Source organism: Cupriavidus sp. 86D6, assembly GCF_057815095.1.
In genome coordinates, this window is record NZ_JBYPSB010000022.1 from 48,770 (window position 1) to 62,821 (window position 14,052).

Sequence of the window (14,052 nt, forward strand, 5' to 3'; positions counted from 1 at the left end):
TCGCGCGTCGAAACCGTTTAACTGACCCGGAGGCGGCCTGGCGCGCCCGCGCTCAGACCTTTCCGGCCGCGGCGCTACGCAGGGTGTCGAGCAGTGCGGCGATGACGCGGTCCTCGGCCGGCGCCACGCGTGACACGAACGAGATCTGCCGCGAAGGTGGCGTGTCGCCCAGCGTCATGACGCGCACCGGAAATGCCTCAAGCAGATAAGGGTCGGGCTGAGGCAGCACGGACACGCCCAGCCCGCGCGACGCCATGGCCACGATGGCCGGAATCGACAGCAGCTCGATGCGCGAGCGCGCGTCGGGCGCCGTGCGGCGCACGAAATCCGCGGCCACCGACCCGGCAATGGTCGATGTATCGAAGCGGATCCACTCGTAGGCCTTCAGCAGCGCCTTCGCGGTGCGGCCCGCCGAATCCAGAGGTGCCACCAGCACGCACGGTTCGCGGAACAGCGGTGCCCAGCGCACCCGGGCCGAGGCGCCCGATTCCGGCTGGGCCACCACGGCGGCGTCGATGGTGCCAGAGCGCAGCGCGTCCACGAGCGCGGTGGAGCGGCCGCGTTCCAGCCGCACGTCCAGGTTGGGATAACGCTCGCGCACCAGCGCCGTGAACGGCGGCAGCAGCGTCACCTGCATCGGTTCGATGATGCCCAGCGTGACCTTGCCCTCCACCACGGGCGCGGAGCGGCGGCGCAGCGACTCCATTGCATGCATCGCGCCGTCCAGCGTGGCGCTGACCTCCAGCGCGAACGGCGTGGGCCGCACCTGCAAGGCAGAGCGGTCGAACAGCGGCTGGCCGAAGTAGGTCTCCAGCTGTTTCATCTGCAGGCTGACCGCGCTGGGCGACAGGCTCATCTCGGCCGCCGCGCCGGCGAAGCTGCCGCAGCGCAGGACCGCCGCCAGCGTCTGGAAGCACTCGACCTTCATGAGTTTTTCTCACCGATAGGTTTAAAAACGTCACTTTATCTCAATCGACGGCATGGCTACGATGCTTGGCAGACGGCGCCGATCGACAGGTGCCGCACCGCACAATATCTGGAGACAACGCCGTGATGCCGCACCGTCCGCGCCTGCGCACCCTTGCCGCCGCTTTTTCCACCGCATCCACCGTCGCCCTGGGCATGGCCGGCGCCGCGCTTGCCCCGGCCGCCGCGCAGGCGGCCGAGCCGGTGGTGCCGAAGACGATCCGCATGGTGGTGCCGTTCCCGCCCAGCGGCAGCAACGACGTGTTTGCGCGCCTGGTCAGCGAGAAGCTGTCGAAGAAGCTCGGCATCACGGCCATCGTCGACAACAAGCCGGGCGCGGGCGGCGCCATCGGGGCCGAATTCGTGGCGCGCTCCGCGCCCGACGGTGCGACGCTGCTGGTGACGTCGTCCACGTTGACCGCCAATGCCGCCGTGCAGCCGAAGACCAGCTACGACGTGAACAGGAGCTTCGCGCCCGTGGCGATGCTGGCCAGCGGCCCGATGGTGCTGGCCGTGTCCGACAAGTCGCCATACAAGACCGTGGCCGACCTGATTGCCGCCGCGAAGAAGGAAAAGGGTGCGATCAACTACGGGTCGGCCGGTATCGGATCGATCAACCAGATGTCCAGCGAACTGCTGGCCGGCGACGCCGGTATCGAGTTTACGCACGTGCCGTACAAGGGCATCTCGAATGCGCTGACCGACCTGATTGCCGGGCAGGTGCAGTTCGTGATCGCCAGCTTCCCGTCGGTGGCCACGCAGGTCAAGGGCGGCAAGGTGCGCGCGCTGGCCGTGACGTCGCCGGCGCGCTCGCGCTTTGCGCCGCAGTGGCCGTCGGTGGCCGAGACCGTGCCGAACTATGCCGCCGAACTCTGGTGGGGCGTGTTCGCGCCGGCTGGCACGCCGCAGCCGCTGGTGGACAAGCTCAACGCAGAGATCCGCGACATCATCGCCACGCCCGAAATGCGCGAAATCTTCTCGCGCGAAGGGGCCGAGCCATCCGCGATGACCGCGCCCCAGTTCGCCGAGCATATCCGCCGCGACAGCGCGCGCTGGAAGCAGGTGGCCAAGGCCCGCAACATCACCGCCGAATAATTCACAGAGTCTTCCCATGTTCAGGCAGCAAGCCTTGGCGCCCGACGCCACCGGACCGCTCGACGGCATCCGCATCCTCGATCTCTCCCGCCTGGTGGCGGGCAACACGCTGACGATGGCGCTGGCCGACCTGGGCGCCGATGTGCTGAAGGTGGAACCGGCCAGCGGCGACACGCTGCGCGACTGGAAGGTCAAGGATGTGTCCACCGCCTGGAAGGCCTACTGCCGCAACAAGCGCAGCCTGTGCCTGAACTTCCGGGCCGAAGGCGCCATCGGCGTGATTCTGGATCTCGTGTCTCACGCCGACGTGTTCGTCGAAAGCTTCAAGCCGGGCACGCTCGAAACCATGGGCCTGGGCCCCGACGTGCTGATGGCGCGCAACCCCAGGCTGGTGATCGTGCGCGTATCGGGTTGGGGCCAGGACGGCCCGTATTCGCATCGTCCCGGCTTCGGCACGCTGGTCGAAGGCATGTCGGGGTTTGCGTCGATGAACGGCTTTGCCGATCGCGAGCCGGTGCTGCCGCCGATCTACCTGGGCGACATGACCGCCGGCCTGTACGGCGCCATCGGCGTGCTCAGCGCCGTGCGCAACGTGGAAGTGCGCGGCGGCGTGGGCCAGGTGATCGACCTGCCGCTGCTCGACCCGATCTTCGCCATCCTGGGCGCGCAGGCGGCCAACTACCGGCTGACCGGCAAGGTCAAGCCGCGCACCGGCAGCCGGTCCACCAACAGCGCGCCGCGCAATGCCTACCAGACCGCCGATGGCAAATGGGTGTGCCTGTCGGCGTCCACGCAGGCCATGACCGAACGGCTGTTCCGCGCCATCGGCCGGCCGGCGCTGATTACCGATCCGCGTTTCGCCACCAATGCCGAACGCGTGAAGCACGCCGCGCTGCTGGACGGCATCATCGGCGAATTCCTGGGCACGATGACCCAGCCCGATTGCGTGGCGTTCTTCGACAAGGCCGGCGTGACGATTGGGCCGATCTACGACATCTCCGACATCGAGCACGACCCGCACTTCCATGCACGCGACATCGTGGTGGAGATTCCCGACGCCGAGATGGGCCAGATTCCGGTTCACAACATCTCGCCGCGCCTGGGCGGCACGCCGGGCGCCTTCCGGCGCGCGGCACCGGCGCTGGGCGAGCATTCGGTCGAAGCCCTGCGCGCGGCCGGGCTGGATGACGCCCGTATCGCCGCACTGCAGGCGGCCGGCGTGGTGATCGATGCCGGCGACGCCGGCAAGGACCAATGATGGCGGCGAACCCGCGCTGGAAGCAGCGTCCGCAAGGATCCAACTGGGGCGACTTCGGTCCCGACGACCAGCTTGGCCGGCTCAACCTGATCGGCCCCGCGCAGGTGCTGGCCGCCGTGCGCGAAGTGCGCCAGGGGCTGACGTTCTCGCTGAGCCTGCCGCTCGACGTGCCGCGTGCCGGCGTGCTGAATCCGCGCCGGCGCCCGCCCGTGCTGCATCCCTCCGAGAAGGACGGCCAGCGCGTGTTCAATCGCCCGATGGCGGGCGATGTGCCGGGCGCCACCGACGTGATCAGCGACGACCACGTCACGCTGTCGCCGCAATATTCCACGCAGTGGGACGCGCTGGGCCATGTGAACTGCCTGTTCGATGCCGATGGCGACGGCCAGGCCGAAACGGTGGGGTACAACGGCTACTCGGTGGGCAGCGGCAGCGCGGCCGATGGCACGTTCATCGGCGCGCAGGCGCTGTCGGTGGCCCCGATGGCGGCGCGCGGCATCCAGGGGCGCGGCACGCTGGTGGACCTGCACCGGCATTTCGGCCCGGCGCGGCGCGCGGTGGGCTATGACGACCTGATGCGCGTGATCGAGGCGGATGGCGTGGACGTGCAGCGCGGCGACATCCTCTGCGTGCATACCGGGCTGGCCGACATGGCGCTGCAACTCTCCGCGGCCGACGATCATGCGGGGCTGCGGCATGCCTGCGCGGTGCTGGACGGCACCGACGCACGGCTGCTGCGCTGGATCGACGAAGCGGGCATCGCCGCCATCGCCGCCGACAACCACGCGGTGGAGGAGCGCCGCCACGCACTGCCGCCCGGCACCACCGGGCCGCTGCTGCCGCTGCACGAACTCTGCCTGGTCAAGCTGGGCATCCCGCTGGGCGAGATGTGGCACCTGACGCCACTGGCCGCATGGCTGCACCAGGCGGGGCGGGCCTCGTTCCTGCTGACCGCCCCGCCGATGCACCTGCCGCGCGCGGTGGGATCGCCGGCCAACCCGATGGCCACGGTCTGACGACCGCACGACTTCACGACATCAGGAGACCCATCCATGCATTCGACCTGCCGCAAACTGCTGGTCGCAGTGGCCGCCTGCGCGCCGCTGCTGGCCGCCGCAGCCTATCCCGACCGCCCGATCCGCATGATCGTGCCGTACTCCGCCGGTGGCGGCGCCGACAACACCGCGCGTGTGATCGCGCAGCGCATGAGCGCGTCGATGGGTCAGCAGGTGGTGATCGACAACCGCCCCGGCGCGGCCGGCGTGATCGGCGAGGAAGCGGTGGCCAAGGCCACGCCCGACGGCTACACGGTGCTGTACGACGCATCGGCGTTCGCGGTGAATCCGAGCCTGCGCAGGATGTCGTTCGATCCGCTCAAGGATCTGGTGCCGATCTCGCTGGTGGCCACGGCGGCCAACATCCTCGTGGTACCGCCCAACGCGCCGTACCGGACGGTCAAGGAATTCATCGCCTATGCCAAGGCCAACCCCGGCAAGCTGACGTTCGCGTCGGCCGGCTCGGGCAGCGGGTCGCACCTGGCCGGCGAACTGCTCAACGCCAAGGCCGGCATCGACCTGTTGCACGTGCCGTACAAGGGTGGTGCGCCGGCACTGACCGACGTGATGGGCAACCAGGTGTCGGCGTACTTCGGCAACGTGGCATCCACGCTCAACTATGCGAAAGGCGGCAAGCTCAAGGCGCTGGCGGTGACGTCGCTCAAGCGCAACCCGGGGCTGCCCGATGTGCCGACGCTGGCCGAAAGCGGCCTGCCCGATTTCGAGGTGCTGGAGTGGAATGGCGTGTGGGTGCCCAGGGGCACGCCCCCAGAGGTGGTGGCGCGGCTGGCGAAGGAAGTGCAGGGCGCCGTGGCCGACCCGCAAGTGCAGGACAAGTTGCGCCAGATGGGGCTGGAGCCGGTGGGCAACTCGCCGCAGCAGTTCGGCAAGTTCGTGCAGGGCGAGGCCGTGCGCTGGGGGGCGCTGGTCAAGCAGCGCAGCATCCGGGCGGAATGAAGATGAGGGCGATCATGCGCAGCAAACTGTTTGTACCGGGATCGCGCCCGGAGCTGTTCGACAAGGCGCTGGCCAGCGCGGCCGACGCGCTGTCGTTCGACCTGGAAGACGCCGTGGCCGAGCCGCGCAAGGCCGAGGCCCGCGCCACGCTGCAGGACCTGCTGGCGTCGGGCCGCACGGCCGCATCGGGCAAGACGCTGATCGTGCGCGTGAACGCGCCGGACACCGCCCACTTCGCGCCGGATATTGCCGCCGTGGTACGCAACGGGCTGCATCTGGTCAACGTGCCCAAGGTGGAAGACGTCGAGCAGGTGCACCTGGCGGCCAAGGCGGTGGCGCTGGCCGAGGCCGCCAACGGCGTGACCACGCCGGTGAAGCTGCTGCTCAATATCGAATCGCCGCGCGGGCTGCGCCGCGCGCATGAACTGGCCGCCGCCGATCCGCGCGTGGCGGGCCTGCAGCTGGGCTATGCCGACCTGTTCGAGCCGGCAGGCATCCATCGGCGCGAAACACTGGCCGTGGCGCAGACCATGTATCAGATGCGCATGGCCGCCGCCGAAGCCGGCGTGTTTGCCTATGACGCGGCCTTCGCGGACGTCAAGGATGCCGATGGCTACCGTGCCGAGGCCGAACTGGCGCGCCGGCTCGGGTATCTGGGCAAGAGCTGCATCCATCCGAGCCAGATCGCGCTGGCCAACGAAGTCTTCCAGCCGACCGCCGCCGAAATCGACGCCGCGCAGCGGATCGTGGCTGCCGCCGACGAGGCCGACGCGAGCGGCGTGGGCGCCTATCTGGTCGACGGCAAGATGGTGGACCGGCCGTTCGTGGAGCGCGCCCGCGCCGTGCTGGCCCAGGCGCGGACCATGGGCTGGGCCGGCTGAAGCGCGCTTACCGCGCCGGGGTGCCCGGCTGGCAGTTCTTGATGTAGCCCGTCACGCGCCCCTGGCTCAGCATCGGCCGAAAGTCTCCGGCGCTGCGGATTTCTACGTCGGTGCCCTGGCGGGCGGCGCGCAGGTTGATGAGGTACGAGTAGCCGGCGTCGGCCCGGTGGCCGTAGCCCACGCGCACGTCGACCTTGCCCGGTTCGGGATAGGCCAGCACGTTCGCGTCGTCGCCGAGCTTCTGCTTCAGGCAGACGACGATGTCGCCCACGCTGGCGTCGGAATGGAACGGCTTGCCGTCCTGCGATTCAAGGTATTCCACAGAGCTGCCGCTGGCGCAGGCCGCCAGCAGCGGGCTGACGATCGCCGCGATCAGCAGTGGCCGGATTCCGATCATTGAAGGTTTCATAAGAAGTGGTCTGGAAAATCTGCCCCGCGATGCTGCCATGCGCGGCGCCCCGGGTCAAAACGCCACGCGTTGGCCCCCCCATCCTTCCCGCAAGAAAAATATTACCCGGATGTAATTGACTGCCTGGATATTATCCGGGTAATATCGACTCCCATCACAACGGCGTCGGGAGACCCCATGGAAGACAACGAATCTTGTACCGCCTTTGCTGGCGAGCGGCGGCTGGCGTCCGGCAAGCCGGTGGACGTGGCGCTGGCCGTGGCGGCCGCCCTGCGTGCCGATCCGCATCAATCGATTCTGGCGTTTGGCGATACCACGGGCCGGCAGCTGGATTTCGACCTGCGCGGCAGCGATGCCGACATTGCCGCACGGCTGGCGCCGCCGGCTGCCGATGACGGCCCGGCCAGGAAGGGCGCGGGGCGGCCGAAGCTGGGGGTCGTGGCGCGTGAGGTCACGCTGCTGCCGCGCCATTGGGAATGGCTGGGCGAGCAGCCGGGCGGGGCGTCGGTGACGCTGCGCAAGCTGGTGGACGCCGCGCGCAAGGGCCAGGGGGCCGACGCCGGTTTGGCCGCCGGCCGTGCCAAGGCCGCGGCGGACCGGTTCATGTCGACGATGCTCGGCAACCAGCCCGGCTACGAGGAGGCATCCCGCGCGCTGTACGGCGGCGACCGGGACCGCTTCGTGGCGCTGTCCCAGGCGTGGCCCGCCGACCTGCGCGACCACGCCCGCAAGCTGGCCGCGCCGGCCTTCGGCGACGATCAGCCGAACGTGAACGCGTAGGCCTGGGCACCCGGGTCGAGGAAGCGGATCTCGAACGTGTGTTCGCCCACTTCGCCGGCCTGGCGCACCAGCTGGTAGAGCCGCGTGGCGGTGATCGCCCCGTTGCCGTTGGCGTCGATATCGGCGCCATGGCTGTCGCCCGGCGCCTTGCCGTCGATGGTCACCACGAAGCGCACGGCGCGTCCGTTGGCGGCGGGCCCCAGCACCAGGTGCAGGTCGCGGGCCTGGAAGCGGTAGCGGATGCTGCCGTCGGCGCGTTCCACGGTGGCGAATTCCGGTCCGACCGTCCATTGGCCGGCCAGCCCCCACTGGTTCAGGCGCAGCTTGCCGTCCACGGCGTAATTGCGCGGTGCATCCGCACGGATGCCGCCCGGCGAAGCGAAGTTCGACGCCTGGTTGTAGCCCACATAGGTCTCGCCGGAGCGGACGTTGCGCAGGTCGGGCGCGGCCTGCGCGCCCGTGGCATCGGGCACCACCACATCGCGCGACGCAGACGGCTGGCCGGCCTCGGCCAGCAGGGTCTGGATCACGCGCTCGGATTGGGCGTAGTCGCCTTCGCCGAACTGGTGGTGGCGGATAGTGCCGCGCGCATCGACAAAATACGCCGCCGGCCAGTAGTTGTTGTGGAAGGCGCGCCAGATGGCGTAGTCGCTGTCCACGGCCACCGGAAAGCCGATCCGGAAGTCGCCGATGGCACGGCGCACGTTGTCCGGCTTCTTCTCGAAGGCGAACTCGGGCGTGTGCACGCCGATGACCTGCAGGCCCGGATACTTGTCAGCCCAGGCGCGCAGGTAGGGCAGCGTGCGGATGCAGTTGATGCACGAGTACGTCCAGAAATAGACCAGCGTGACCTTGCCTTGCAACTGCTGGCGCGTGATGGGCGCACCGTTCGGCGTGTTGAACCACTGGACCGCGCCATCGAGCGGCGGCAACTGGCCTTCGGCCGGCAGGCGGCTGCCGAAGCCGTAACCGGTGTCGTTGGCGGCCAGCAGCATGCCCGCGCTGGCGCCGGCGTTGCCTGCGGCAGCGGTCGTGGACGCATCTTCGTGGCTGGCCTGCGGGGCCGGCGCCGATGCGTTGTGCAGCCGGTCGATCAATGCCTGTTCCAGCCGGGCCGGGCTGCCGATGGACAGCCGCGCCAGGAAGCCGGTATCGGCGCCGATGGCGATGGCGGCCACGCCGCCCAGCACGCCCATGCCCAGGCCGCGACGCAGCCATTCGCCGGTCCCCATCGACCGCTTCATCGCCGCGAACAGGCGGCCGCCCAGCCCAAGCGCGGCGGCCAGCGACGTGGCCGCACCGGCCGCGTATGCCACCAGCAGCAGCGAGCTTTGCACGCTGGCGCCCTGCAGTGCGGCCGTGGTCAGCACGATGCCCAGGATGGGGCCGGCACAGGGTGCCCACAGCATGCCCGTGGCCACCCCGAGCAGCAGCGATGCCCACGGCGACGCGGCGCCGGCCGTGCCATCGCCGGCCAGCCGGTTGCCCAGCGCCACCACGGGCCGCGTCAGCGCATCGGCCAGGCGGGGCACCAGCAGCGACACCCCGAACATCGCCAGCAGGACGAGCGCGGCATGGCGGCCGTATTCGTTGGCGCGCACCGCCCAGGCGCCGCCCACCGACGCCAGCGTGGCCACCGCCGCAAAGGTCAGCGCCATGCCGGCCAGCATCGGGAGCCGCCCGCGCAGGAACGGCTGGCCGCTGCCGCTCAGCACGAACGGCAGCACGGGCAGGATGCACGGGCTCAGGATGGTCAGGGCACCACCCAGGTAGGCAAGGATCAGCAGCGTCATGGTCGGGTTCCTTTCGGCAAGGATGAGAGGCCAGCCATCTGGCATGCCCCAATGAGACGCCCGTGATCTACCGTAAATGTGTCGCCAACCGGCAAAGTTGTATGGCTTTGTGGGCCGGCTGCCGCCAGATACATTGCGATACACGCGACGGCGCCCGCGCCCATACAATGCCGCCAACGGACTGATTGTTCACATTTTTCCTAAAAATAGATTGCCCAGGGGTGAAGCTGATGGAATCGCATGTCGACCATGTCCTGATCGTCGATGACGACCGGGAGATCCGTGAGTTGGTATCCACTTACCTGACCAAGAATGGCCTGCGGGTGACCATGGCGCCGGACGGCCGCCACATGCGCCAGTTCCTGGACGGCAACACGGTCGACCTGATCGTGCTGGACGTGATGCTGCCGGGTGACGATGGCCTGGTGCTGTGCCGCGAACTGCGCGCGGGCAAGCACAAGACCACGCCGATCCTGATGCTGACCGCCCGCGACGACGAGACCGACCGCATCATCGGCCTGGAAATGGGCGCCGACGACTACCTGACCAAGCCGTTCGCCGCGCGCGAGCTGCTGGCGCGCATCAAGGCCGTGCTGCGCCGCACCCGGATGCTGCCGCCCAACCTGCAGATCACCGAGGCCGGGCAGATGCTGGCCTTCGGCGACTGGCAGCTGGACACCACCGCGCGCCACCTGATCGACAACGAAGGCACCATCGTCGCGCTGAGCGGGGCGGAATATCGGCTGCTGCGCGTCTTCGTGGACCACCCGCAGCGCGTGCTGAACCGCGACCAGCTGCTGAACCTGACGCAGGGCCGCGAAGCCGACATGTTCGAGCGGTCGGTGGACCTGCTGGTCAGCCGCCTGCGCCAGCGCCTGAAGGACGACGCGCGTGAGCCGGCCTATATCAAGACGGTGCGCAGCGAGGGCTATGTGTTCTCGATGCCCGTGGAGATTACGGAGGCACGTCAGTGAGCACTCACCGCTGGCGCTGGCCCCATACCATGGGATCGCGCCTGTTCCTGATCCTGCTGGCGGGCATGATCGTCGCGCACCTGATGTCGTTTGCCGTGCTGTTTTCGGAGCGGTACATGTCGGCGCGGCAGGTCATGCTGGGCACGCTGGAGACCGACGTGGCGACGTCGGTGGCGATCCTGGACCGGATTCCCGCCGCCGAGCGCCCGCAGTGGCTGCCGCGCGTGAACCGTGGCAACTACCAGTACATCCTGGGGCCAGGATCGCCGGGGGTGCCGGAGATGACCCAGCGCGGGCGCGACATCGCCGAGCGGATCATGGAAGCCACCGGCACGCACTATCCGGTCACGGTGGAGTCGATTCCGGGGGACGGCAAGCAGCTGCAGGCGCATCTGACGCTGAGCGACGGCAGCCCGCTGACCATCGACGTGCACCCGCGCATGACGCCCATCGCCCAGTGGCTGCCCTATGTGCTGGTGCTGCAGTTGCTGCTGCTGATCCTGTGCTGCTGGTTCGCCGTGCGCCTGTCGATCCGCCCGCTGGTGGCGCTGGCCGACGCCGCCGACGCGCTCAACCCGAATACCCGGTCGCAGCCGCTGGACGAGCACGGGCCCACGGAATTGGCGCAGGCGGCGCGGGCGTTCAATGCCATGCGCGACCGCATCGCGCAATTTGTCGAGGAGCGCGTGCAGATCCTCGCCGCCATCTCGCATGACCTGCAGACCCCCATCACGCGGATGAAGCTGCGCGCGGAGCTGGCCGAGGATTCCGAGGAAAAGCGCAAGCTGGTCAACGACCTGGCGGAAATCCAGACGCTGGTGCGCGAAGGGCTGGCGTACGCGCGCAGTTCGGGCGGCGACGGCGAGGAGGCGTCGAAGATCGACCTGGGGTCGTTTGTCGAAAGCCTGGTCTACGACTACCAGGACACCGGCAAGGACGTGTCGATCGGCGAGAACGCCGGCGGCGCCATCGTGACGCGCCGCAATGCGCTGCGGCGCGTGCTGACCAACCTGATCGACAACGCCATCAAATATGGCGGCGGGGCGGCCGAAGTGGGCGTCCACCGCGAACGTGACGCCGTGATCATATCGATCATGGACCGGGGCCCCGGCATCCCCGAAGACAAGCTCGAAGCCGTCTTGCAGCCGTTTGTCCGCCTGGAGGGCTCGCGCAACCGCGAGACCGGCGGCACCGGCCTGGGCCTGGCCATCGCCCACCAGCTCGCGGCGGCCATCGGCGGCTCGCTGACGCTGCGCAATCGCGAAGGCGGCGGCCTGGCTGCCGAAATCCGGCTTGGCTGAGGCTGTCTTGCGATAGTCTCCAGCGATTCGGTTTGCTCCCCTCTCCCGTCGGCGGAGAAGGGTCCAGGGATAGGGCGAGCGATCCAAATCGCACCGGGCAGGCCAGCAGCGCCTTGCCGCCCTCCCCCTCCAACATCTCTCTTTCTCCCTCCCTCCCGGGAGAGGGGCGTGCCGCAAGGCGCACCTCCGCGGTTCTTCCCCTCCCCGTAGTGCTCGCCTCCCCGCAGGCTTCCTTGCTTTTTGTACGGCTTTGTATCAGGCCGCCGCGACGATACGTGCCCTGACACAACGGCCGCCAATTCGCTACGGGCGCGATACGTGGGCCGCCTTAAATACGGTCCATGGCAGCGCGACGCACAAACGACAGCGAAAACGCTGCCACGGCATCCACCGAATCGACCGCATACCACTGAAAAGGAAACCATCATGTCCAAGAACCTCACCAAGCGCCTTGTTCTCGCCGTTGCCCTGGTTGCCGCCGCTGCTGGCGCACAGGCTTCCGTTGTCGGGGCCCGCGATGTGTACGCCGACGGCGCCCGCGCCGTACAGGGTGCACGCGACGTGTTCAGCGAAGGCGCCCGCTCGGCCGCCGACGCCCGCGACCCGTACACCGAAGGCGCCCGCACGGTGCAGGAATCGCGCAGCCCGTACACCGACGGCGCCCGCACGGTGGCAAGCCTGTCGTTCCGCTCGGCCGATCCGTTCAGCGACGGCGCGCGTTCGGTACAGGACCAGCGCAGCCCGTACACCGACGGTGCCCATTCGGTGCAGGAACCGCGCAGCCCCTACTACGACGGCGCCCATACGGTAGCCGGCCTGGATCGCACCGGCGTGTCAGCCCCGCCGGCCCGCTCGGCCGATCCGTACCTGGACGGCGCCCGCTCGGTGCAAGACCAGCGTAGCCCGTTCTATGACGGCGCCCGCACGCTCGACCCGTACTACGAAGGCGCCCGCACGGTGGCCGGCATGGACCGCACCGGCGTGTCGGCCGATCCGGCACGCAGCGTCGATCCGTACCTGGATGGCGCCTACGCCTGAGCCCGGCCCACGCACCGTCGCCATCGAATCCGCTTTACCACAACCAACCACTGAACAAGACAAGGAATCCACCATGACCCGCATCGAAAACGTCCTGTACACCGGCAAGGTCCACATCACGTCCGGCGGCCGCAACGGATCGGCCCGCAGCGACGACGGCAAACTCGACATCGACCTGTCGTCGCCGGGCAGCAAGGGCAACGGCACCAACCCCGAGCAGCTGCTGGCCGCCGGCTGGTCTGCCTGCTTCATCGGCGCCATCGGCCTGGCCGCCGGCAAGCAGAAGATCAAGCTGCCGGAAGACCTGTCGGTCGATGCCGAAGTGGACCTTGGCACGGCCGGTGCGGAGTACCTGCTGCAGGCCCGGCTACGCGTGCATATCCCCGGCATCGAGCGCGAGGTGGCGCAGGCGCTGGTGGACACCGCCCACCGCACCTGCCCGTACTCGAAGGCCCTGCACGGCAACATCCATATCGAAACCGAACTGGTCTGACCAGTGCCCCATCGCGCCATCGCCCCGACGTCCGCCCTGCGGACGCGGGGCGAGCATCTTCCGGACAGAGGCCCCTGAATCATGCGTAACGTCATCCGCGCCATGCTCGCCGCCATCGGCATCGCGGCCATCTATACCTTCGGCACCGGCGCCATCGCCGAAATTCCAAAGGTTGGCGACCAGGGCGCCGCCCCCGAATTCGTGGGCATCAACAACTGGCTGAATTCCGAGCCACTCACGATGCAGCAACTGCGTGGCAAGGTGGTGCTGGTCGACTTCTGGACGTACGCCTGCGGCAACTGCGTGAACACGCTGCCGTATGTGAAACAGTGGTACGACAAGTACAAGGACCAGGGGCTAGTGGTGGTCGGCGTGCACACGCCGGAATTCCCGTTCGAAAAATCGACCGCGAACGTACAGGCGGCGCTGAAGCGGTACGACATCCGCTACCCGGTGGCGCAGGACAACATGTACGGCACATGGTCGGCCTATCGCAACCAGTACTGGCCCGCGCTCTACCTGATCGACGCCAATGGCCGCATCGTCTACCAGCACTACGGCGAAGGCCGCTACAAGGAAACCGAGGCGGCCATCCAGAAACTGCTGGCGGAACGCAAGGCGGCACAGCCTGGGTGAGCGCGCAGTCGTCGTGAAGGAATCAGCGTCCGAGCCTGTCTCGGAACCCGGAAAGGGCCTTGCTTCGCAGGGCCCTTTTCATTTGCGCGTAAATCGCAATCCGACGAATTCTGCGTGCGGTTGCGTCGGATTAGATCACCGCGAAATCGGTAGCTTTGTCGGCAGAAAGTCGGTGTAGCGTGCGTCGCACAGCAAACAGTGCGTGACGCGAACCGATGATCGATAAACACTTGCTTGGGTCTGCGGACGGTCTACCGGCAACGATGCCAGGCCGCCAGTCCTACCGCCTCGAAGTCCCCGCTGCGCCCACCGCCATCGCCCTGTCGGTGGTCTCGTTCAAGGCCGTCGAGACACTCGGCAAGCCTTACGAGGTCACCGTCCAGCTGACCCATCCGCTGGAACTGGACCGTGCCGAC

Annotated in this window: 15 protein-coding genes; 12 read left to right on the forward strand and 3 right to left on the reverse strand. The window is 68.3% G+C overall.

What is annotated here, in order from left to right; all coding sequences use genetic code 11:
- Positions 1-52 precede the first annotated feature (52 nt).
- Positions 53-928 (reverse strand): LysR family transcriptional regulator, encoded by an 876-nt coding sequence (locus AC3G88_RS27730; protein WP_488774216.1) that lies wholly within the window; start codon positions 926-928, stop codon positions 53-55.
- 125 nt (positions 929-1,053) lie between these two features.
- On the opposite strand from AC3G88_RS27730, the gene AC3G88_RS27735 reads away from it, so the two are divergent.
- Genes AC3G88_RS27735 through AC3G88_RS27755 form a run of 5 tightly spaced genes read left to right on the forward strand, consistent with a single transcriptional unit; the run spans position 1,054 to position 6,212 of the window.
- Complete coding sequence (locus tag AC3G88_RS27735) at positions 1,054-2,061, forward strand: tripartite tricarboxylate transporter substrate binding protein (protein ID WP_488774217.1); 1,008 nt, start codon at positions 1,054-1,056, stop codon at positions 2,059-2,061.
- Between the two features lie 16 nt (positions 2,062-2,077).
- Positions 2,078-3,319, forward strand: coding sequence for a CaiB/BaiF CoA transferase family protein (locus AC3G88_RS27740; protein WP_488774218.1), 1,242 nt, complete (start codon positions 2,078-2,080; stop codon positions 3,317-3,319).
- On the forward strand, positions 3,319-4,335 hold the full coding sequence (locus tag AC3G88_RS27745) for a cyclase family protein (protein WP_488774233.1): 1,017 nt from the start codon (positions 3,319-3,321) through the stop codon (positions 4,333-4,335). Before AC3G88_RS27740 ends, AC3G88_RS27745 begins: the two co-directional genes overlap by 1 nt.
- A gap of 36 nt (positions 4,336-4,371) precedes the next feature.
- Positions 4,372-5,331 (forward strand): tripartite tricarboxylate transporter substrate binding protein, encoded by a 960-nt coding sequence (locus tag AC3G88_RS27750; RefSeq protein ID WP_488774219.1) that lies wholly within the window; start codon positions 4,372-4,374, stop codon positions 5,329-5,331.
- Between the two features lie 14 nt (positions 5,332-5,345).
- Positions 5,346-6,212 carry an HpcH/HpaI aldolase/citrate lyase family protein gene (locus tag AC3G88_RS27755; RefSeq protein WP_488774220.1) on the forward strand — a complete coding sequence of 289 codons (867 nt, stop codon included), beginning with the start codon at positions 5,346-5,348 and terminating at the stop codon, positions 6,210-6,212.
- Positions 6,213-6,219: 7 nt separating this feature from the next.
- Here the strand turns inward: AC3G88_RS27755 and AC3G88_RS27760 are convergent, their stop codons facing one another.
- Positions 6,220-6,609 carry a hypothetical protein gene (locus tag AC3G88_RS27760; protein WP_488774221.1) on the reverse strand — a complete coding sequence of 130 codons (390 nt, stop codon included), beginning with the start codon at positions 6,607-6,609 and terminating at the stop codon, positions 6,220-6,222.
- Positions 6,610-6,798: 189 nt separating this feature from the next.
- Here AC3G88_RS27760 and AC3G88_RS27765 point away from each other — a divergent pair, with 189 nt between their 5' ends.
- The gene (locus AC3G88_RS27765; protein ID WP_488774222.1) at positions 6,799-7,401 is read left to right on the forward strand and encodes a DUF2239 family protein; all 603 of its coding nucleotides are present in this window, start codon (positions 6,799-6,801) and stop codon (positions 7,399-7,401) included.
- On the opposite strand, the gene AC3G88_RS27770 is transcribed toward AC3G88_RS27765, so the two are convergent.
- Entirely contained in the window at positions 7,380-9,194 is a 1,815-nt protein-coding gene (locus tag AC3G88_RS27770; protein WP_488774223.1) for a cytochrome c biogenesis protein DipZ, read from the reverse strand. The genes AC3G88_RS27765 and AC3G88_RS27770 overlap by 22 nt on opposite strands.
- Before the next feature lie 230 nt (positions 9,195-9,424).
- On the opposite strand from AC3G88_RS27770, the gene AC3G88_RS27775 reads away from it, so the two are divergent.
- The 6 genes from AC3G88_RS27775 to AC3G88_RS27800 form a co-directional block, all read left to right on the forward strand.
- Positions 9,425-10,168 carry a response regulator gene (locus AC3G88_RS27775; protein WP_153946865.1) on the forward strand — a complete coding sequence of 248 codons (744 nt, stop codon included), beginning with the start codon at positions 9,425-9,427 and terminating at the stop codon, positions 10,166-10,168.
- 29 nt (positions 10,169-10,197) lie between these two features.
- Positions 10,198-11,469, forward strand: a complete 1,272-nt coding sequence (locus tag AC3G88_RS27780; protein ID WP_488774234.1) for a sensor histidine kinase — start codon at positions 10,198-10,200, stop codon at positions 11,467-11,469.
- Between the two features lie 426 nt (positions 11,470-11,895).
- On the forward strand, positions 11,896-12,507 hold the full coding sequence (locus tag AC3G88_RS27785) for a copper resistance protein CopQ (RefSeq protein ID WP_488774224.1): 612 nt from the start codon (positions 11,896-11,898) through the stop codon (positions 12,505-12,507).
- Positions 12,508-12,580: 73 nt separating this feature from the next.
- Positions 12,581-13,000, forward strand: a complete 420-nt coding sequence (locus AC3G88_RS27790) for an organic hydroperoxide resistance protein (protein ID WP_153946867.1) — start codon at positions 12,581-12,583, stop codon at positions 12,998-13,000.
- A gap of 81 nt (positions 13,001-13,081) precedes the next feature.
- Positions 13,082-13,636 carry a thioredoxin family protein gene (locus AC3G88_RS27795; protein WP_488774225.1) on the forward strand — a complete coding sequence of 185 codons (555 nt, stop codon included), beginning with the start codon at positions 13,082-13,084 and terminating at the stop codon, positions 13,634-13,636.
- 215 nt (positions 13,637-13,851) lie between these two features.
- The coding region (locus AC3G88_RS27800) for a hypothetical protein (protein WP_488894349.1) at positions 13,852-14,052 on the forward strand (201 nt) is incomplete at its 3' end.